The sequence below is a fragment of the Paracidobacterium acidisoli genome, assembly GCF_003428625.2.
GTDB lineage: Bacteria > Acidobacteriota > Terriglobia > Terriglobales > Acidobacteriaceae > Paracidobacterium > Paracidobacterium acidisoli.
The window spans coordinates 15,366-37,397 of the sequence record NZ_QVQT02000005.1 but is presented as its reverse complement, the minus strand read 5'-3'; the positions used below and the strand labels follow the sequence as shown (position 1 = coordinate 37,397).

8 protein-coding genes are annotated in these 22,032 nt (G+C 61.7%); 3 read left to right on the top strand and 5 right to left on the bottom strand.

Features of this window, described 5'->3' with window-relative positions; genetic code table 11:
* Positions 1–17: 17 nt before the first annotated feature.
* Both D0Y96_RS14280 and D0Y96_RS14275 read left to right on the top strand, forming a co-directional pair.
* Positions 18–4,616, top strand: coding sequence for a type I polyketide synthase (locus D0Y96_RS14280; protein WP_158562397.1), 4,599 nt, complete (start codon positions 18–20; stop codon positions 4,614–4,616).
* Positions 4,559–8,647: a non-ribosomal peptide synthetase gene (locus D0Y96_RS14275; RefSeq protein ID WP_117301158.1), complete on the top strand. Its 4,089-nt coding sequence runs from the start codon at positions 4,559–4,561 to the stop codon at positions 8,645–8,647. The genes D0Y96_RS14280 and D0Y96_RS14275 overlap by 58 nt, the downstream gene beginning before the upstream one ends.
* Before the next feature lie 80 nt (positions 8,648–8,727).
* Here the strand turns inward: D0Y96_RS14275 and D0Y96_RS14270 are convergent, their stop codons facing one another.
* From D0Y96_RS14270 to D0Y96_RS14250, 5 genes are all read right to left on the bottom strand, one after another.
* The gene (locus D0Y96_RS14270) at positions 8,728–10,260 is read right to left on the bottom strand and encodes an efflux transporter outer membrane subunit (RefSeq protein WP_252263803.1); all 1,533 of its coding nucleotides are present in this window, start codon (positions 10,258–10,260) and stop codon (positions 8,728–8,730) included.
* Positions 10,261–10,276: 16 nt separating this feature from the next.
* The gene (locus tag D0Y96_RS14265; RefSeq protein ID WP_117301156.1) at positions 10,277–13,417 is read right to left on the bottom strand and encodes an efflux RND transporter permease subunit; all 3,141 of its coding nucleotides are present in this window, start codon (positions 13,415–13,417) and stop codon (positions 10,277–10,279) included.
* Positions 13,414–16,719: an efflux RND transporter permease subunit gene (locus D0Y96_RS14260; RefSeq protein WP_117301154.1), complete on the bottom strand. Its 3,306-nt coding sequence runs from the start codon at positions 16,717–16,719 to the stop codon at positions 13,414–13,416. Before D0Y96_RS14260 ends, D0Y96_RS14265 begins: the two co-directional genes overlap by 4 nt.
* Complete coding sequence (locus tag D0Y96_RS14255; protein ID WP_117301152.1) at positions 16,716–17,984, bottom strand: efflux RND transporter periplasmic adaptor subunit; 1,269 nt, start codon at positions 17,982–17,984, stop codon at positions 16,716–16,718. The genes D0Y96_RS14260 and D0Y96_RS14255 overlap by 4 nt, the downstream gene beginning before the upstream one ends.
* A gap of 339 nt (positions 17,985–18,323) precedes the next feature.
* Positions 18,324–19,913 carry a ribulokinase gene (locus D0Y96_RS14250; protein WP_117301150.1) on the bottom strand — a complete coding sequence of 530 codons (1,590 nt, stop codon included), beginning with the start codon at positions 19,911–19,913 and terminating at the stop codon, positions 18,324–18,326.
* Positions 19,914–20,279: 366 nt separating this feature from the next.
* On the opposite strand from D0Y96_RS14250, the gene D0Y96_RS14245 reads away from it, so the two are divergent.
* The gene (locus D0Y96_RS14245; RefSeq protein ID WP_350449083.1) at positions 20,280–22,028 is read left to right on the top strand and encodes an ABC transporter ATP-binding protein; all 1,749 of its coding nucleotides are present in this window, start codon (positions 20,280–20,282) and stop codon (positions 22,026–22,028) included.
* Positions 22,029–22,032: the final 4 nt, after the last annotated feature.

Here is a 22,032-nt window from a genome sequence, read left to right as displayed (position 1 = left end):
TACAGGGCTTTGAAGCGATGAGACCAGACTCTCTGCAGCGGCGCGATACGGCGGTGGCGATCATCGGCATGGCATGCCGTTTTCCGGGCGCGCGGAATGTCGCGCAGTACTGGCGCAATCTCTGCGAGGGGGTTGAGTCGCTTCATCTTTCGACCGATGAGGAGCTGCGGGCCGCGGGCGTGGATGCGTCGATGCCGGACCATCCGGATTACGTTCGCAGCGGCGGCGTGGTGGAGGATGCTGAGTCCTTCGATGCACCCTTCTTCGGCTTCGGCGCGCGTGAGGCGGAGATCATCGATCCGCAGCAGCGCGTCTTTCTCGAATGCGCCTGGGAGGCGCTTGAGGATGCCGGATACGATCCGGAGAAGTATGCCGGGGCTGTCGGCATGTTTGCCGGCGCGGGCATGAACACGTATGCACCGGTCAATCTGCTGTCGAACCCGGAGACGGTTGGGACGGTCGGGCTGTATCAGCTGATGCTCGGCAACGATAAGGACTTTCTGGCGACGCGGGCCGCCTACAAGATGAACCTGAAGGGTCCGGCAGTGAGCGTGCAGACGGCATGCTCCACCTCGCTGGTGGCTGTGCAGATGGCCTTCGAGAGCCTGCTGCGCGGCGAGTGCGATATGGCGATGGCGGGAGGGGTTTCGATCGCCTTTCCGCAGAAAAGCGGTTATCTGTTTATGCCGGGCATGATTCTTTCGCCCGATGGACACTGCCGCGCCTTCGACGCGAAGGCAGCGGGCACGGTGCCGGGGCGCGGCGCGGGCATTGTGGTGCTGAAGCGCCTGGAAGATGCGCTGGCCGATCGCGACCATATCTATGCGGTGATTCGGGGCGCCGCCATCAATAATGACGGCTCAGCGAAGGTGGGATATTCGGCACCGAGCGTGGAGGGCCAGAGCATCGCCATTCGCCGGTCGATGGAGATGGCCGGATTTGAACCGGCATCCATGGGATACATCGAGGCCCACGGCACGGGAACGGAGGTCGGCGATCCGATAGAGGTTGCGGCGCTGCAGCAGGCCTTCGGAAATACAGGAAGCAGAAGGCAGTTCTGCGCCATCGGCTCGGTGAAGACGAATATCGGACATCTGGATACGGCGGCCGGCGTGGCGGGACTGATAAAAGCCGCACTCACGGTGCGTCATCGAACGATTCCGCCCACTCTGCACTTTACCGCGCCGAATCCACTCATTCCGTTTGCGCAGAGCCCGTTTCGCGTGAACACCTCTCTGCATCGCTATGAGGCAGAGACGCCCTTTCGCGCGGGTGTGAGCTCCTTTGGTATCGGCGGGACGAACGCGCATGTCTCGCTCGAGGAGTGGCAGCAGCCGGACGAGCCGCGATTGCAGCGGCCGCAGCTTCTGGTGTGGTCGGCACGCAGCGAGGCCGCGCTGGAGAGCGCCACGCAGAGGCTGGCGGAACATCTGGAAGCAAATCCGGATTTGTGTCCTGCAGATGTGGCTTTTACTCTGCAGTCGGGCCGCCGGGCTTTTCGCTATCGGCGCACGTTGACGGCACACGATGCAGAGGATGCGATCCGCGCACTGCAGGAGACAGGCAGCCCGCGCGCGCGAACGAGCGTTGTGGAGCAGGCGCAGCCGGATATCGTGTTCCTCTTTCCCGGGCAGGGATCGCAGTATGTGCAGATGGGCGCGGGGCTTTATCGCAATGTGCCCCTGTTCGCCGAGCATGTCGATCACTGCTGCGAAATTCTCGCGCCGCTTCTGCATCTGGACCTGCGCAGCATTCTTTATCCCGGCGCGGAACGGGAAGAGGAGGCGGCAGCGCTGCTGAACGAGACATGGGTGACGCAGCCTGCGTTGTTCACTGTGGAATATGCCGCTGCCCGCATGTGGCAGGCGTGCGGGATAGAGCCGGCGGCCATGCTGGGGCACAGCGTCGGCGAATATGTCGCGGCGTGTCTGGCCGGCGTGATGCGGGTTGAAGACGCTCTGCGCCTGATTGCCGTGCGCGGGAAGCTGATCCAGTCGATGCTGGCCGGAGCGATGCTCGCGGTCTCTCTGCCGGAAGAGCAGACACGTCCCTTGCTGAGTGATGGCCTTTGCGTTGCGGCGGTGAATGCGCACAACCAGACGGTTGCGTCAGGACCGGCGGAGGAGATTGAAGCGCTGGAAGCGTTGCTGAAGGGGCGCCATGTCCCCTGCCGCAGACTGCGCACGTCGCATGCATTTCACTCGGCCATGCTGGACCCCGCGGTTGACGCGCTTACGGCGGAGGCGGCCGGCGTGGTGCTGCACGCTCCGCGGATACCGTATCTTTCAAACGTTACCGGCACATGGGTTACGGATGAAGAGGCGACCAGCCCCGCGTACTGGGGACGGCATATGCGCAGCGCCGTACGCTTTGCGGATGGGCTGGACACGCTGAGGCAGCAGGGCGACGCTGTGATGCTGGAAGCGGGACCGGGCGAATCCCTGCTTTCATTGCAGCGGCAGCATTTCGGCAAAGACGCGCCGAAGCATCTGATCTCCACGATGCGCCACCCGTCTGCGCGCGAAGAGGATTACGAGCACTGGCTGGATGCCGCGGGGCGGCTGTGGCTGGCCGGCGCGGAGATGGAGTGGAGCGCACTGCATGCAGGCGAAGCGCCGTGCCGTGTGTCTCTCCCGACCTATCCCTTCGAGCGGCAGAGATACTGGATTGAAGCGCGGACTGCCGGTCATGAAGCGGCTGCGACGACCGGGGCACTAAGCACAGACAGCAAACAGAAGCTTTCCTCATGGTTCTATACGCCTTCGTGGAAGCGCAGCCTGACGGCTGTGCCTGCGGAGCGGGAAGAGCAGGATACTGAGCAGGTATGGCTGGTGCTGGCAGACGATACTCTTCCGGCGCTGCGGATGCTGCGGGAGCGCCTGGCACAGAAGGCTCGCGTGATTCAGGTGCGCAGCGGGAAGAAACTTCTGCGGGAGTCGGCGGAGCGCTACACGATCGATCTCTCAAAGCGCGAGGACTATGCAGCGCTGATACAGCATTTGCTCGACGACGGCCTCTGGCCGGAACAGATCCTTCATGGCTGGGCGGCGGAAGGGGACTCCGATGACGGTGGAAAGAGCTGCTGGGATCGAGGGCTGTACAGCGCGATGTACCTGGCACAGGCTATTGCCGATGTCAGCTCCACACGCGATGCTGCGATCCATGTGGTCACTGTGCGAGGGCAGCATGTTTTTGGAGAGCGCACGATCGATGCCGCCGCGGCGGCGCTGGCAACCTTCTGCAAGGTCATTCCGCTGGAGAATGCCAACGTTGCCTGCAAGGTCATCGACATCGATCCCGACACCGTGGACGCGGCTATGCTGGCGGGACAGCTTGAACGCGAAGTGCAGACAGAACCCGATGGCGAAGTGATCGCGCTGCGGCACCGGACGCGCTGGGTCGAAGAGTATGAGCCACTGGCGACGAATGCGCCCGCGGGCAATGCCCTGAGAATACGTAACGGTGGTGTTTACGTAATTACCGGAGGCCTGGGCGGTGTGGGGCTGGTTCTGGCGGAGCACCTGGCATGCACGGCACAGGCCCGCGTTGTGCTGACGACACGCTCGGAGCTTCCTGCTGAGGCGCGGTGGGAGGAGATTGCGGCGGCTCCGGAGACGGCAGAGGCGCTCAGGACACGAATTCGCGCGCTGCAGCGGATACGCGCCGCAGGGGGTGAGGTTCATCTGCTACGAGCGGAGGTGAACGATCGGCAGAGCATGGCGGCGGCGCTGGATTCTGTGCGGTCCACGCTGGGACCGATCCGCGGCGTGCTTCACGCTGCGGGGCTCGGCGCGAGCAGCATGATGCAGAGCCGGTCGCGGGATGAGGTCGAGAAGGTGCTTGCGCCGAAGACAGAAGGCTGCGCATGGATTCCCGATCTTACTGCCGGGCAGGAGACGGATTTCATTCTGCTGTTTTCCTCGATCAGCGCCGTTGTGCCCGGAGTTGGGTTGTCGGATTATGGAGCGGCAAATTCGTTTCTGGATGCCTTTGCCGCGGCGCATGACCGTGAAGACGGAACGCGCGTTCTTTCGGTGAACTGGGACCGGTGGAGCGAGACGGGAATGGCCGCCGATGCGAGTTATCGCTTCGCTTCCGAAATACGACGGGAGGCGATGGGCGAAGGCATTACGAATCGCGAGGCAGTGGAGGTCTTTGACCGAGTGCTGGCCTGCCCGCAGACCCGCATCATTGTTTCCACACGCGATCTGTACCGGCAACTGGCGAAGTCGGCCGGCGTGCATGCGTTGCTTCGGGAAGTGCTGACGAATACATCCGCGGGCGCTGCGGTAAACTTCCACCCGCGCCCGGCGCTGAGCCAGGAGTTCACGGAGCCGACGGAAGAGACGGAGCGCGCTGTCGCCATCATCTGGCAGAATCTGCTGGGCGTGGACCGGGTGGGCTCGCATGACAACTTCTTCGAGCTCGGAGGGCATTCGCTGCTGGGCATCCAGGTAATGGCCCGCATCCGCGAACGATTTGGGGTCGACCTGCCGCTGCGCACTGTCTTTGAGGCTCCGACTCCGGCGGAGTTCGCTCAGCTGATCCGTACTATTCCATGGGCCTCGGGTATGGCCGCGGCCGGCGGCGGAGAGCGCGAAGAGATCGAGATTTAAACGAGTATGCAGTTGATCTGTACCCAACACGATTTACCGAACGGAAGCTGCTTCTGAATACGGCCTACGATCTGACGGACCTGCAGTTTCTGGAACTGCTGCGGCAGCGCAACGTCGAGCTGCGCAGCAGCGACGGACGGCTGCGCGTCTCTGCCCCGCCAGGCGTGCTCGACGCTGAGCTGCAGGCGGAGCTGGTGCGCCGCAAGGGATGGCTGCTCGATCATCTGAAGCGCAATGCGACCGCTCGGCCGCTGCCTCCGCTGGAACCGCGCAGGCCCGATCAGCCGGTTCCGCTTACCTTCGCACAGGAAAACATCTGGCTGGTCGATCGTTTTCATCCGGGCAATGTTGCGTACAACATGCCGGAGGCCTTTCTGATTGAAGACGAGGTCGATCCGGCGATCTTTCAGACGGCCGTGGATGGGCTGGTGGCCCGGCATGAATCTCTGCGCACCTCAGTACGGACGGTACATGGTGAGGCAATGCAGAGTATTGCGGCGTGGCTGAGCACACCGTCCGGTTTTACGGACCTTTCTGATCTTCACGGTGAAGAGCAGGACAGGCAGCTGCATGAGGCTCTGCGCGAGGCTGTGCGGCAGCCGTTTTTCCTCGATCATCCGCCGCTGATTCGCTTTCACCTCTTCCGGCTGGCGAGGAAGCGGCATGTGGCTTTCGTCAATGTGCACCATATTGTCGCCGATCAGTGGTCGATGGGGATTCTGCGCAGCGAGCTGATCCGGTTCTATGCGGCTGCGGTGAATCATTCGGTACCGGAGCTGGCTCCGTTGCCGATTCAGTATGGCGATTACGCAGTGTGGGAGCGGCAGGCGCCTGGCAACAGGATCGAGGAGCAGATCCGCTACTGGAAGGACAGGCTGCGGGATGCGCCGGTGCATCTTGAGCTGCCCTTCAGCCGCAGGCATCTGCCGATGCTCTCCTTCGCGGGGGCGACACATCCGTTTACCGTCTCAGCCGATACGCTGCGGGCACTGCGCAGCCTGGCGCGGGCGGAGAACGCCTCGCTGTACATGACGCTGCTGACGACCTTTGCGGTGCTGCTGTACCGATATACGGGCAAAGAGGATTTCTGTATCGGCTCTCCGGTGACGGGGCGCAGCCGCACGGAGACGGAGCCGCTGATCGGCATGTTCGTGAATACTCTGGTGCTGCGCTGCGACCTGCAGGGGCGGCCCGGCTTTCGCGAGCTGCTGCGGCGTATTCGGGAGACCGCACTGGGAGCGTATGCAAACAAAGATGTACCGTTTCAGCGGCTGGTAACGGAGCTGCGCCATGAACGTGAAGCGGGCACATCGCCGCTGTTTCAGATCATGTTTGCGCTCGATTCCTTTATGCAGCCGGGAACGGCCGCTTTTGTGCAGGTGGATACCGATCCGGGCATTGCGAAGTTTGACCTGACGCTGCAGCTTACGGAGCTGCCTGACAGCGTGAGCGGATGGTTCGAGTATCGAACCGATCTTTTCGACGCGGCCGATATTCAAAACTTTGCCGCGTGCTTTTCCGTGATGCTGGATGCGATTGCGCGTGATCCCGAGACGTCGATCGCGGATGTTCCCCTGCTTTCCGCTGAGGAGCGGCACCGCATTCTGGTGGAGTGGAATGACACGGCGATGGATTTCGAGAAGGGGCAGACGCTTCACTCTCTCTTTGAAGAGCAGGCGGAGCGCACGCCGGATGCGACCGCTGCTCGATGGGAGTCGCAGCGCGTGTCTTACCGCGAGCTGGAGGCCCATGCAAACCGCATTGCGAAGACCCTGATCGATGGCGGAGTGCGCAGAGAAGACCCAATCGGTATCTGCATGAAGCGCTCGCCTGCCATGATTGCAGCCATGCTGGGCGTGCTGAAGGCCGGCGGCGCGTATCTACCGCTGGACCCGGCGTATCCGGCGCAGCGGCTTTCCGCCATGGTCGAAGACAGCGGCTGCCGCATTGTTGTTACGGACGCGAGCGGCGCTCCGGAATGGCTTGCGTTGACGGCAGGAGTGGCGAACTGTGAGGCGGATGGCGAGGCGGTAGCGGCTGCATCCGATGCGCGGCCGGAGATTGCGGTGAACGGTGGATCGCTCGCGTATGTGATGTACACCTCGGGGTCGACGGGCAGACCCAAGGGGGTGGCGATTGAACATCACAGCGTCGTATCGCTCCTGCACTGGGGCGGCGAGGCATTTTCGCGGGAGCTGCTGAGCGGCGTGCTGGCTTCGACCTCGATCTGCTTCGATCTTTCGGTCTTTGAGATCTTTTTGCCGCTGTCTCAGGGCGGCATGGTCATCCTTGCGGACGATCTGCTGCAGCTTCCGGAGCTGGCGGCGCGGGAAGAGGTAACGCTCGTCAATACGGTTCCGAGCGCTGCAGCGGCACTGCTGAGAAGCCATGCGCTTCCGCCTTCGGTGCGATGCGTGAATCTTGCGGGTGAGCCGCTGACCGCTGAACTTGTGCAACAACTGTATGCGAAGAGCGGCGTGCGCGATGTCTGCGATCTTTACGGGCCGACCGAGACCACGGTGTATTCCACGTTTGCGCGCAGAAGACCCGATGCGGCGCCGACGATCGGACGTCCGCTGGCCAACACGCGCATTTATCTGCTGGACGAGAATCTGCAACCTGTGCCGACGGGCGTGCCGGGGCAGATTTATATCGCGGGCGAGGGTGTGGCGCGCGGCTATCTGAAGCGTCCCGATCTGACGGCGGAGCGGTTTGTGCCTCTTAACCTTCTCTCTGAACCTGAGCGCGCGTATGCGACAGGCGATATGGCGAAGTATCGCGCAAACGGCGATATCGAATACCTGGGACGCATGGATCAGCAGATCAAGCTGCGCGGCTACCGGATCGAGCTGGGCGAGATTGAAGCGGTGCTGCGGCAGCATCCGGCGATCGAAGATGCAGCCGTTCTTCTGCAGAAGAATGCGGCGCAGGGAGATTTTCTTGTGGCCTGCGTAGTGAAACGCGCAGGGATCGAGATCGATACGGCAGAGCTGGCGGCACACCAGCAACGGCTGCTTCCGTCGTGGATGACCGCCGGACAGATTGCAGTCATTGACCGCATCCCGGTTACACAGAATGGAAAGATCAATCGCGGGGCGCTGGCCGCGTCGATACAGATTCCACGAGATGAAATGCGCGGCCCGCAACCGCCGCGCGATCGGCTGGAGCGCGAGCTTGTGAACCTGTGGGAGTATTGCTTCGACCGCCGGCCGATCGGCATCGACGATAACTTCTTCGATCTCGGTGGACACTCTTTGCTGGCGTTTCGTCTGTTCTCGGAGATACAGGAGAGGATGGGAAATACTTTTCTGCTCTCCGTGCTCTTTGAATCGCCGACGATTCGACAGCTTGCGCGGAAGGTGCACGAAGAGAGATGGGCTCAGCCGGCGTCATCGCTCACGGGAATTCGCGAGGGCGGCAGCAGGCTGCCTCTTTATTTCGTGCATCGATTGACTGCGGATATAGACGGATACCGAAGACTGGGCGAGCATCTGGATGCGGAGCGGCCGCTGTATGCGCTGCAGTACAGCACTATGCCGGCACAGCGAGGAAAGGCCGCTGACCCGCCAGCCATGCTGGCGGATCAGCTGCAGAGCTTTCAGCCGAAGGGGCCTTATCTGCTGGGCGGCGCCTCGGCAGACGCGGCGATGCTGCTGGCGGTGAGCGCGGAGCTGGCCAACCGGCAGCAGACGGTGGAGCGGCTGGTGCTGATCGAAGATGCGACACATCATGGCAGCGCGCCGGCGTCTTCGCAGGAAGAGAGAGCAGGAATCTTTTCCAAGCTGCGCACGCGCCTGACGGGTACGGGCAGGGCCAGCCAGGGAGCGGACCGCATCGGCGGAGTTCTGGTGTTCGAGATGGAGAACTCCACGGCACGCACGAAGGCTGCGCAGATTCCGGAATGGGTTCCGGCCGATTCCAGAAGAATCGAGATACACCGCATTGCGGGCCGCCCCGCGGGGCTGCTGGCAGAGCCCTCCGTGACGGAGATTGCCGAGATCCTCAATCGCCATCTGCGCGAAACCGACTGAGACTGTGTCACGCAATAAAAGAACAGGCTCCTGCAGGGGAATCTTTCTGCAGAAGCCTGTCTGAGTGCTGCGCTGATTTTTTAGTGCTGTATCTGGTAGTCGGCTGCTTTGGTCTTCTGTGAGACCTGAGACGGAGTGGGCAGCTGCGAGCTGTCCCATCCTCCACCCAGCGCCTGAACGAGCTGAACGGAACCGACCATGCGCTGCACCTGAATCAGCGCCAGGCTCTGCTGATCGGACAAATATGTGTTTTGCGCGGTGAGCACGTCGATGTACGGGTCGACGCCGGTCTGATAGCGGCTCGTCTCCAGATTGAGGAACTGCTGCGCAGAGCTTACCGCCTGCTGCTGCTGCTGGATCTGCTGCGAGTAGATGCGAACCGATGACAGAGAGTCTTCGACCTGCTGGAAGGCGGTGAGCACGGTCTGACGATAGGTAGCTACGTCAGCGTTATAGATGGCGACGTACTGGTGCAGCTGTGCGCGGTACAGCCAGCCGTTGAAGAGCGTTTCGGAGACGGACGGGCCGATGGACCAGAAGCGGCTGGGCCAGTCGAACCAGTGTGTAAACGTAGAGGCCTCGAATCCGCCGGTCGCCGACAGCGTGAGGGACGGGAAGAAGGCTCCATAGCCGATTCCGATGGTGGCGTTCTCTTCCGCGAGGGTTCTTTCCGCGGCGGCGATGTCCGGACGGCGCTGGAGCAGCTGCGATGGCATGCCGGTTGGAATCGGAGGGGGAACGTACATCATGGGGCGGACGGGGATGGAGAAGTCCGAGGCAACTTTGCCGAGCAGCACAGCGATCGCATGTTCGTACTGCGCTCTTGCAATGCCAAGGTTGGTGGCCTGCGCGCGAGCACTGTCGAGGGTGGCCTGGGCTTCCACGACCGAGATGTAGTTATCGACGCCCGTGTCGTAGAGCGATTTGGTCAGATCGAGAGCCTTCTGATCGGCAGCGACGGTGTCGTCGAGGATCTTCTGCAGAGCGTCCTGTCCGCGTATCTCGAAGAAGTACTGGGCGAGGCTTGCTTCTTCGGTGAGCTTCTCGTTTTCAAGATCTGCAGCGCTGACCTGAGCGCCGTACTGCGCTTCGCGGACTTCATTGCGAATCTTGCCCCAGAGATCGGGCTCCCAGGAGACATCTATGGGAAAGGTGAGCAGATTGCTTTGGCGGCCTATGTTGGCCTGGGAGGAGTTTGTCAGGTTGCTGGACGATCTCGAACGGTTCCATCCCGGACTGGTGGTCACGGTGGGCCAGTACTGAGAACGCGCCTCGGCAATGAGCGCCCGGGCCTGCATGAAGTTCTGGAAGTAGACCTTAATATTCTGGTTGTCGATCTGAAGCTGCTCTTCGAGCGTGTTCAGCTCGGGCTCGTTGTAGATCTCCCACCATTTGCCACGGAGCATGGCATCCTGCGGGCTGGCTACCTTCCAGTCGCCGGTGTCCTGAAATTTGACGGGCAGCTCCTTATAGCTTGCGGCAGTTACAGGAGGCGGCGCGGGCGCAGTGTATTTCGGTCCCACGCGGCAGCCGGCGACGGCCGCGAGCAGGGCGGCAGAGCACGCTGCGAGCGCGGCGGTTCGGGTTACGGTGTTGAACATGGAGATCGTCATACGTATTCTTTCCGTTTTACGATGTGGCCTCCTCGGCTTCGGCAGGCCAGGTGTCATGGCTTCTGCCGCGCATGCGCAGGCGGAGGCGGTCGAGCGTGAGATAGACCACAGGCGTGGTGTAGAGCGTAAGCAACTGGCTGAGAAGTAATCCGCCCACAATGGTGATGCCGAGGGGGCGGCGCAGCTCGGACCCTGTACCGGTACCAAAGGCGAGCGGAAGAGCTCCGAAGATCGCGGCCATGGTGGTCATGAGAATGGGGCGGAAGCGCAGCATGCAGGCCTGGAAGATTGCGTCGGATGTGCTGAGGCCCTGCTGCCGCTCGGCGGCCAGCGCAAAATCGATCATCATGATGGCATTCTTCTTCACGATGCCTATGAGCAGGACGATTCCGATGATCGAGATGACGTTGAGATCGATGTGGAAGAACATGAGAGCCAGCATGGCTCCGACGCTGGCGGAGGGAAGCGTGGAGATGATGGTGAGCGGGTGGATCAGGCTCTCATACAAAACGCCGAGAACGATGTAGACGGCCAGCAGCGCGGTGGTGACAAGAATGGGCTCACTGGCGAGGGATTGCTGATAGGCCTGCAGCGTGCCGGCGAAGAAGCCGTGGATCGTGGATGGCGTTCCGAGATCCTGCTGCATCTTTTCGATGAGCAGAGTGGCGTCGCTGAGAGAGACATTGTTCGCCAGGTTGAAGGAGACCGTGACGGAGGGGAAGAGTCCGGTATGGTTCACTTCGAGCGGCGTGGTTCCGACCTGCGACGTGGTCATGGCAGAGAGCGGAGCCATGGCGCTGCTGCCGGCCCGGCCGGAGTTGGACCCGGTGCTGAGATAGATGTTCTTCAGGCCTTCGGGAGACTGCCAGTATTTCGGGGCCACCTCAAGCACGACGTAGTACTGATTGAGAGGCGTGTAGATGACCGATACTTCCGACTGCCCGAAGGCGCTGTACAGAGCGGTGTCGAGCGACTGCGCGGTCTGTCCCAGACGCGCCGCAGCCATGCGGTCATAGGTCATCCGCTCTTCGAGGCCGCCGTTCTGCTGATCCATATTGACATCCTGCAGGCCGGGCAGCTTGCTCATGTGCGCCATCAGGATGGGGCCCCAGTGAGCGAGATCGGGAATGTTGTCGGACTGAATGGTGTACTGATAGAGCGCGTTACTGGAGCGGCCGCCGATGCGGAGATCCTGCGCGGCCTGCAGGAAGGCGGAGGCCACCGGAAGACGATTGAGCTTTGGACGCAGCCGGTTGATGATCTGCGCGGCGCTGGCCTTGCGCTCGCCTTTACCGCTGCCGAGCGGCTTGAGCGCGACGAAGATAAAACCGCCGTTCGTCGATCCGCGGCCACCGGTGTAGGCATTGACATGCTCGACGGCGGGGTCGGCTTTGATGATCTTGACGAGCTGCAGGATGGAGTAGTTCATGAAGGGGAAGGACGCATCCTGCGGTCCCTGCACGCCACCGACGAGCACCCCGGTATCCTGCTGCGGGAAGAAGCCTTTGGGAATCCGGACAATGACGACGACGTTGAGCGCGATGGTCAGGCCGAGAATGATGAGAGTGAGTACCGGGTTATCAAGGACCCACAGGAGAGAGTGGCGGTAAACCCAGAGGATTCCGTCAAAAAAACTCTCGCTGGCGCGGTAGAAAATATTGTGCTTCTTCTCTCGCTCATGCGTTTTGAAGAGCCGCGCGCACATGGTGGGCGTGGTGGTGAGCGACACCACCATGGAGACGAGGATCGCGGTGGAAAGCGTCATCGCGAACTCGCGGAAGAGGCGGCCGACGATGCCGCCCATCATCAGGATCGGAATAAAGACGGCGATCAGCGACATGCTGATGGAGAAAACGGTAAAGCCGATCTCTTCCGCACCTTTGAAGGCGGCGGCAAAGGGCTCCATGCCATCCTCGACGTGGCGCGAGATATTCTCCATGACCACGATGGCGTCGTCGACGACGAATCCTGTGGCGATGGTGAGCGCCATGAGCGAGAGATTGTCGAGGCTGTAGCCGAGCAGATACATCACCGCGAAGGTGCCGATCAGCGATACAGGAACGGCGACGGCGGGAATGAGCGTGGCGCGGGGGCTGCGCAGGAAGATAAAGACGACCATCACGACGAGGGCGATCGATGCCAGCAGCGTGCGCTCCACCTCATGCACGGAGGCGCGGATGGTGGTGGTGCGATCGAGCACGATGGTGGACTGGATGCCCTGCGGCAGGACGGCATTCAGGAACGGAAGCTGGCCGCGAACCCGATCGATCGTCTGGATGATATTGGCGCCGGGCTGGCGGAAGATGATCACGAAAACCGACCGGCTGCCATCCATGTAGCCCGCGTTGCGGACGTCCTGCGTGGAGTCGATGACATCGGCCACATCGGAGAGGTGAATGGCGGTTCCGTTGTGGGTGCCGACGATCAGAGGCTTGTAGTCATCGGCGTGCGAGATCTGATCGTTGGTGATGATATCGGCGGTGAGCACGCCGTTTGAGATCTGGCCGCGCGGCTCGTGGGAGTTCTGCAGACTGAGCGCGGAGCGGATGCTGCTGAGAGTGAGGCCGTAGCTTTCGAGTTTGGTGGGGTTCGCTTCGACGCGAACGGCCGGAGTGGCGCCGCCGCCGACGTAGACCTGTCCGACACCGTCGATCTGCGAAAGCTTCTGCTCGAGGATGGTCGAGGCCAGGTCATAGACCTTGGTGACGTCGTATTTATTCGACGTGAGACCGATGATCATGATCGGCGAGTCGGCGGGATTGACCTTGCGATAGCTCGGATTGGAGGGCAGGTTTGCGGGCAGATAGGTACGCGCCGCATTGATGGCCGCCTGCACATCGCGCGCCGCTCCGTCGATGTTGCGGCTGAGATCGAACTGCATGGTGACGTTGGTATTGCCGAGCGAGCTCGAAGAGGTCATCTCGGTGATGCCGGCGATATGGCCGAGCTGACGCTCGAGCGGCGTGGCAACGGCGGAGGCCATGATCTGCGCGCTGGCGCCGGGCAGACTCGCATTGACGCTGATGGTGGGGAAATCCACCTGGGGCAGCGGCGATACAGGGAGCACCGCAAAGGCGATGGCGCCGGCAATGGCCACCGCGACGGTGAGCAGCGTGGTGGCTACCGGCCGGCGGATAAATGGGGCGGAGAGGTTCACGGCTGCTCCGTTGCGGGCATTGCCGTGCTGCCGCCGTGACTTTCGTTCTTCGCTTTACGGGAGAAGCGCTGCGCGATCCGGTCAAAGAAGATATAGATGACCGGCGTGGTGTACAAGGTGAGGATCTGGCTGAGGAGCAGGCCGCCGACCATGGAAATGCCGAGGGGGCGCCGCAGCTCGGAGCCGAGTCCGGTACCGAAGGCCAGCGGAATTCCGCCGAGCAGCGCGGCCATGGTGGTCATCATGATGGGGCGGAAGCGCAGCAGGCTGGCTTCATAGATGGCATCGGTCGAACTGAGACCGCGTTCGCGCTCCGCCTCAAGCGCGAAGTCGACGATCATGATGCCGTTTTTCTTCACAATACCGATGAGAAGAATGATGCCGATGATAGCGACGACGCTGAGATCCTGCCCGAAGAGCATGAGCGAGAGCAGCGCTCCCACACCGGCGGAAGGCAGCGTGGAAAGAATGGTGATGGGGTGAATGAAGCTCTCGTAGAGCACGCCCAGCACGATGTAAACAGTCACCAGAGCGGCAAGGATCAGCAGCGCTTCATTCGAGAGCGAATTGCGGAACGAAGCCGCGGTTCCCTGGAAGTCCGCCTGCAGGCTGGGCGGGAAGTTCATCTGCTTTACAACTTTTTCGATCTCGGAGATGGCTGTTCCGAGCGCCGCATGGGGACCGAGATTGAAGGAAACGGTCACTGACGGGAACTGGCCCTGGTGATTGATCGAGAGCGACTCGGTGGTGGTGGACAGGTGCGTAAAGGCACTGAGCGGAATGGCCTGTCCCGCTGAAGAGCCTGGGGCGGTGCTGGAGCTGCCGGTGGCGGTGAGGGTTTTGGCCGGAGCGACGAGAATGCCGCCGGAGGGCGTGTAAAGCACCGAGGTGGTGGTCGCACTGGAGCCGGCCGATGCGGATGCAGAGGTGGAGAAGGAGCTGACCGCTCCGGCGCCGCTGGCTCCGGACGACGCATTGGCCCGCAGGTAAAGGTCTCCGAGGTTTTCCGGATTCTGCTGCCACTTCGGCTGCGCTTCGAGCACTACGTGGTATTGATTGAGCTGCGTGTACAGCGTGTTGATCTGCCGCTGGCCATAAGCATCGTACAGCGTGTTGTCGATGGTCGAAGGCGCGATCCCCAGACGCGACGCGGTGACGCGATCGATCATGAGCGAAAGCGCGCGGGCGCCGGTCTGCTGATCGGTGGCCACGTCTTCGAGATCCGGCAGCTTCTTCAGGCGGGCGACAAACCGGTTGGTCCAGTCGTTCAGCTCCTGGCTGTCGGGCGATTCGAGCGTGAACTGATACTGCGTGCGGCTTACGCGGTCATCGACGGTGATGTTCTGCACCGGCTGCATGTAGAGGTGGATTCCCTGCACCTTTTCAAGCGATCGCTGCAGGCGGCGGATGACGTCGGAGGCGCTGAGATCGCGCTGCTCGAGCGGCTTGAGATTGATCGACATGCGGCCGCTGTTGAGCGTGGTGTTGGTGCCGTCGGCACCGATGAAGGAGGACAGGCTTAAAACGGCCGGGTCCTGAAGAATGATATTCGCCGCTTCCTGCTGTTTCTGCTTCATCGCATCGAAGGAGATGGACTGCGGCGCCTGCGAGATGGCCTGGATCACGCCGGTGTCCTGCACCGGGAAGAAGCCTTTGGGGATGATGATGTAGAGAATGACGGTGAGAACCAGAGTGGCGAGCGCGATGATCAGCGTCAGCCCCTGGAAGCGGAGCACGACCTTCAGCGTGCGTCCGTAAAACTCGATCATGCTGTTGAAGACGTGCTCCGAGGCACGATAGAAGCGCGTGTTCTGCTCTTCCGGATTGTGGCGCAGGATGCGGGCGCACATCATCGGCGTCAGGGTCAGCGAGACGACGGCGGAGATGATGATGGTGACGGCCAGCGTGACGGCAAACTCGCGGAAGAGGCGGCCGACCACGTCGCCCATGAAGAGCAGCGGGATCAGCACGGCGATCAGCGAGATGGTCAGCGACAGAATGGTGAAGCCGATCTGCTCGGCGCCTTTGAGAGCGGCCTGCAGCGGCGGATCGCCTTCCTCCAGATAGCGAGCGATGTTCTCGATCATCACGATGGCGTCGTCGACGACGAAGCCGGTCGAGATGGTGAGCGCCATGAGCGAGAGGTTGTCGAGGCTGTAGCCGAGCAGGTACATCACACCGAAGGTGCCGACCAGCGAGAGCGGCACGGCGATGCTGGGAATGATGGTGGCGTAAACGCTGCGCAGAAAGAGGAAGATGACCAGAACCACCAGGCCGATGGTGAGCATCAGCTCAAACTCAACGTCGTTGACCGATGCCTGGATGCTGGTGGTCATGTCGGTGAGCGTCGTGATTTTGATGCCGGCCGGAAGGTTGGCCTCAAGCTGAGGCATGAGGTTCCGGATGCTTTTGACGACGCTGATGGTATTGGCGCCGGGCTGGCGCTGGATGTTGAGAATGATGGCAGGCGTCTTGTTCATCCAGGCGGCCTGCTTTGTGTTCTCGACACTGTTGACGATGGTGGCGACGTCTTTCACGAAGACGGGAGCGCCGTTGCGATAGGCGATGACGACGTTTTTGTATCCGTCGGCCTCAGATATCTGATCGTTCGCGTCGATCTGATAGTCCTGGCGCGGGCCGTCGAAGTTTCCCTTGGCGGCATTGACGCTGGCCGAGGTCAGGGCGGTGCGGACATCCTCCATATTGATGCCGTAGGAGGAGATGGCCACGGGGTTGACCTGGATGCGGACGGCCGGCTTCTGGCCGCCGCTGATGCTGACGAGGCCTACTCCGGCCAGCTGCGAAATCTTCGGAGCTAGGCGGGTGTCGATGAGGTCTTCCACCTCGGGCAGCGCCATCGTATTCGAGGTAATGCCCAGGGTAAGAATCGGCGCGTCGGCAGGATTGCTCTTGCTGTAGATCGGCGGCGTCGGCAGATCGGAGGGGAGGAAGCTGGAGCCGGCGTTAATGGCCGCCTGCACCTCTTCTTCCGCAACATCAATATTGAGCGTGAGGCTGAACTGCAGGACGATGACCGAAACGCCGCCTGAGCTGGTCGAGGTCATCTGGCTGAGGCCCTGCATTTCGCCGAACTGGCGCTCGAGCGGAGCCGTGACCGTGCTGGCCATGACATCCGGGCTGGCTCCCGGATAAAACGTGAGCACCTGGATGGTGGGATAGTCCACCTCAGGCAGCGCCGATACCGGAAGCTGCGTGAAGGCGACAATACCCGCCAGCAAAATCGCCGCCATCAGCAGCGAGGTGGCGACCGGCCGCAGAATAAATGGGCGAGACGGACTCACGGGGCGTTGCTCTCAGGCGACGTGGACGGAATGACGACCTTCGAGATCGTGATCTTCGATCCGCTCTGCAGCTTTTCAAAGCTGCTGTCCGCTACCACATCCCCAGGCTTGATGCCCTCCACAACACTATTCCCGCCGTCGGTGACACCGGTTTTTACAGGCTGCATTTTTACCGCGCCGTTCTGGATGAGGTACACAAAGGCCTCGTCGCCATTGTGCTGCACGGCAGAGGACGGTATCAGCGTCTGATTCTGAAGCGTCTGCACCAGCAGACGGGTGTTGACGAACTGATTGGGGAAGAGCTCGCCTGTCCGGTTGTCAAACTGCGCGCGCAGGCGGACCGTTCCAGTGGTGGTGTCGATCTGATTGTCGATGGTGATGAGACGGCCATCCTCGATCTTCTTCGACTGGCTGCGATCCCATGCCTCGACGGTGAGCGCCTTGCCGTGGTGCATCTGATCCAGCACCTGATTCAGGCCGTCTTCGGCGAGGGTGAAGACGACGGTGATGGGCTGCTCCTGGGTCACGACGACCAGCGTCGTACCACCGTTGGCGGTCACCAGATTCCCCGGATCGACGAGGCGAAGACCGACCCGTCCGGTGATGGGCGAGGTGATGTGGCAATAGCCGACCTGCACCTCATCGTAGTGAACGGTGCCCTCGTCGTTCTTTACCGTGCCCTGAGTCTGGAGGACGAGCTTCTCCTGGTCCTCATACTGCTGGCGCGGGATGGCGTTATGCGCCCAGGCGGTCTTGTAACGATCGAGATCCATCTCCGCCTCGGCGAGGAGGTTCTGATCCCGCTGCAGCGCGCCCTGAGCCTCTTCGAGCTGGGCATCATACTGCCGCGAGTCGATATCGATCAGCGGATCGCCCTTGCGGACTCTCTGGCCTTCACGGTAGTGAACGGCGGTGATGACACCGGTGACCTGAGCGGTGATCGAGTCCGTGAAGACCGGCGTCACGGTGCCGATTGCGGACTGATAGACACCAATGCTTCCCGATTTTGCCGTGGCGGTGGTGACAGGCACCGGGCCGCTCATGCCGAAACGACGGCCGCCCCGACCTGATCCGGGCGCTTTGGCCTGTCCCTGGTCGGAATGGCGCAGGATGACGTACGCAAACAACGCGCACAGCAGCAGAATGACAATCCAGACCCAGCGGTGGCGCTTACGTGGCGATGCGGTGGCACCGGGCGCGGGCAGCTGATGGTCCAGCGGAACGTGCGAGGCAGGCTTTTGCTCCGGATTCTTTTCTTCTTGCATCTGATGCTGTTGGTCCTTGGCGCAGGCAGTCGGGAATTCGAGGGTTGTACATCCCGGCATTCCAGCCCGCCAGGCGCAAAACCGTTGAACGGCTCAGGAACAATGCAGAGCCAGTTTTATTTTACGAGCGGACAGGGCATTGCCGCACTGGTCTGAGTGTACTTTTGTTGACGCCCGAGGGTCCGATTTTGTTGCACGGCAATGCCGGCCGGAACGGCGGAAAGGGGCAGTGTTTTGTAACAATTTGTAACGGCAAATGAACAAAAACGGCTTCAGGCCGGAAGTATCAGAAAAACTGATACATTGCCGCGGCAATGCCGATGCAGAAACTGACCATTTTCACGCGTTAAATTTCTTCCGGACATTTGCGGCAATACGGCGCAGGTCGGGCAATACGGAGCCGAGCGCAGCGGGGGAGGCCGCGCGACGGCCAAGCGAGAAATAGAGATTGCTGTAATGGACAAAGAGCTCATCGCAGACGGCGGCCGCGGCCGGATCGGGCGTAATGGTCCTGTAACGCAGGCACATGGCCTGCTGGGCTTCCTCGATCGAAGGGAATGCTTTGGCGGCGAGCAGAGCCATGATGCCGGAGCCGAGGCTGGTGGGCACTCCATCGGGCACCAGCACCGGCTTGTTCAGCACGTTGGCGTAGACCTGATTGAGGATCGCATTTCGCTGGGGAACTCCGCCGGCGTTGATGACGCGATCCACGGGTACTCCATGCTCTGCCATACGCTCGAGGATGATGCGGGTGTGGAAGGCGGTCCCTTCGATGGCGGCAAAGAGCTCGTCCTGCGCGGTGTGGATGAGATTCCAGCCGAGGGTGACTCCGCCGAGCTCGGGATTGACCAGGACGGTGCGGTCGCCGTTATCCCAGCTGAGGCGGAGCAGGCCGGTCTGTCCGGCGCGATACCGTTCCAGGCCTTCGGAGAGAGCGGCGACGGTGCTGCCGGCGCGGCGGGCGATGGCGTCGAAGATATCGCCGGTCGCGGATAATCCGGCTTCAATGCCGGTCCAGGCGGGATGCACGCTGCCGGGGACGACGCCGCAGACACCGGGGACCAGCTGCGCCTGCCGCGACATGGCGATGATGCAGGTTGAAGTGCCGACGACATTGACGACATCGCCTTCGCGGATGCCGGAGCCGATGGCGTCCCAGTGCGCGTCGAAGGCTCCGACAGGGATGGGGATGCCGGCGCGAATTCCCATTTCATTCGCCCATTGTTCAGAGAGGTATCCGGCGATGTGGTCGGAGGTCCGGTAGTCGCCCTGCAGCTTTTCGCGCACACCGGCGAAGAGCGGATCGACCTGGACGAGGAATTCCTCCGCGGGGAGACCACCCCATTTCGGATTCCACATCCATTTATGGCCCATGGCGCAGACACTGCGTTTGGCCAGACGCGGATCGGTTACCCCGGTGAGGGTCGCCGCGACCATGTCGCAGTGCTCGAAGGCGCTGGCAAAGCGCTCCCGCTTTTCGGGGTTGTGGCGCAGCCAGTGCAGAAGCTTGGCGAAGCCCCACTCGTGAGAGTAAACGCCACCGCACCACTCAATGGCCTCGAGACCGAGGGTGTGGGCGAGGATGGTGATCTCGTTCGCCTCGGCGTGGGCGCGATGATCGCACCAGAGGTAGTAATCGTCGAGGGGCTGGAGGGAGGCATCGACGGGGACCACGCTGGAGCCGGTGGTGTCGAGGGCGATGGCGGCGAGCTGATTGCCGTCGAAGCCGGTCTCTCTGAGGACGGCGCGCATGGCGGAGACCAGAGCGCTCATCTGATCGGCGTGAGACTGGGTGGCGAAGTCGGGGTCATCGCGGCGGCGCTTCAGCGGGTATTCAGCCGAAGCGGTTCCCAGGCGACCGCGCTCGCTGTCGAGCAGGGTCACGCGGACACTGAGGGTTCCAAAATCGACACCGGCGACGACGGTCATTTGTTCTCTTTCCTCTGTCTCGTTCGTGGGGAGAGCTGCGGACGGCGGGTGGAGGACTGTCCGCTGAGAAAACCTTTTCTCATCCTCTACCATCATTACAGAAAAGTCCCTGCCATTGTCCAGCTTTCGTCCGGCTTTGCGGCTGCGGCGGCAGGGAATGCGGCGCTTCTGGCGGAATCGCGTCAATACAACATAAACTCGGGACAGACGCATCAGAAAGCCACAGATTCGCCCTTTCCGTTCGCATTGCGGAAGTGCTGCCACCTGCGTAAAACGCTTCATACGAGACTCATGACCAAGAAAGCGCAACAGGGTTCCGGGAACGCCTGGGGAGACCGTATCCGTGCACTGAGGAATGTTCCTCCGGTGCTGCATATTCTCTGGGAGTCCGGTCCCGCAGTGGTGACGTGGGGCATCATTCTGCGGGTTATTTTCGCGGCTCTGCCGTGGGGGATTGCGCGGGTCGCCGCCTGGATCGTGCAGGGCGTCGAGCAGGTGATACGGCACGAGGGACTGCGGCCGCATTTCTGGTGGATCGTAGGCGCCGAGGTCGCGCTGGCGGTGCTGACGGCGGCGGTGGGGCGGCTGATCGACTACTGCGACGCGCTGCTCTCGGACCGCTATACCCATCACGTGAGCATTGAAGTGATGCGGCAGGCGGCGCAGCTGGACCTGACCACCTACGAAGATCCGGCTTACTATGACCGGCTGGAGCGGGCGCGGGTTCAGGCGACGGACCGGCTGGCGATGATTCAGCAGATGGGGCGGCTGTTCCAGCAGGCTCTGACTACCCTGATCTTCACCGGCACGCTGCTCTATTACTCGCCGTGGCTGGTACTGCTGCTGTGCGTGGGCGTGCTGCCGTCATTCGTGGGTGAGACGCACTTTGCTTTTCTGGGCTATGCGAAGAACTTCCGGCAGACACCGGCAAAGCGGCAGATGGATTATCTGCGCCAGGTGGGAGGCAGCAAGGAAGCAGCCAAGGAGCTGAAACTCTTCAACCTGAGCGGCTATCTTACCGACCGGTTTTCGGCGCTGTCGGAGCAGATCTACCTGGAAAACGTCGATCTTTCGAAGCGCAAGCTCTTCTGGGGCGGGCTGCTCTCGATGCTGGGCATCCTCGGCTATTACGGCTCATACGCCTTTGTGATCTGGCGGGCGGTTCATGGGCTGTATTCGATCGGCACCTTCGTCTTCATCACGACCGCCATTCAGCAGGCGAGCTCGAACCTGCAGCAGGTCTTCTCGACGGCCTCGGGCATTGCCGATCAGGCGCTGTTCCTTACCGACCTGATCGCCTTCTTCGAGATGAAGCCGATGGTGCAGTCGAAGCCGGATGCGCTGCCGGCGCCGCGTCCGGTGCAGCGGGGCTTCGAGTTTCGCAATGTCTCCTTCGTTTATCCGGGGACCGAGCGGCGCGTGCTGAAGAACTTTAACTTCACGCTGAGCCCGGGAGAGCGGATTGCGCTGATCGGAGAAAACGGACAGGGCAAGACGACGATCGTGAAGCTGATTACGCGGCTGTACGATCCGACGGAGGGGCAGATTCTGCTCGATGGCGTGGATCTGCGTGAATACGACCTGGACGATCTGCACAAAGAGATCGGCGTGATCTTTCAGGATTTCATGCGCTACGAGATGACGGCGCGGGAGAATATCGCCGTTGGACGGATCGAGATTCCGCACACGGAAGAAGAGATTGAGCATGCGGCGCAGAAGAGCCTGGCAGAGGGCGTGGTGAAGAAGCTTTCGCAGGGGTATGACCAGATGCTGGGGCGGCGCTTCGAGGGCGGGGTGGATCTCTCGGGCGGCGAGTGGCAGAAGATGGCGCTGGCGCGCGCTTATCTGCGCGATGCGCAGCTTCTGGTTCTCGACGAGCCCACGGCAGCGCTCGATGCAAAGAGCGAGCTGGAGGTTTTTGAGCGTTTTGCCGAATTGACGGCCGGGAAGATGGCGCTGCTGATTTCGCATCGTTTTTCGACGGTTCGCATGGCAGACCGCATCGTAGTGCTTGAAGGCGGCCGGCTGGTGGAAGAAGGCTCGCACCAGCAACTGATCGCGCTGGGAGGACGCTATGCCCGGATGTTCGAGATGCAGGCCGCAAGTTATCGCTGATGGA

Coding starts and splice junctions, on each gene's coding strand:
- D0Y96_RS14280 (WP_158562397.1), top strand. CDS start 18: ATGAGACCAGACTCTCTGCAGCGGCGCGATACGGCGGTGGCGATCATC.
- D0Y96_RS14275 (WP_117301158.1), top strand. CDS start 4,559: ATGGGCCTCGGGTATGGCCGCGGCCGGCGGCGGAGAGCGCGAAGAGAT.
- D0Y96_RS14270 (WP_252263803.1), bottom strand. CDS start 10,260: ATGACGATCTCCATGTTCAACACCGTAACCCGAACCGCCGCGCTCGCA.
- D0Y96_RS14255 (WP_117301152.1), bottom strand. CDS start 17,984: ATGCAAGAAGAAAAGAATCCGGAGCAAAAGCCTGCCTCGCACGTTCCG.
- D0Y96_RS14250 (WP_117301150.1), bottom strand. CDS start 19,913: ATGACCGTCGTCGCCGGTGTCGATTTTGGAACCCTCAGTGTCCGCGTG.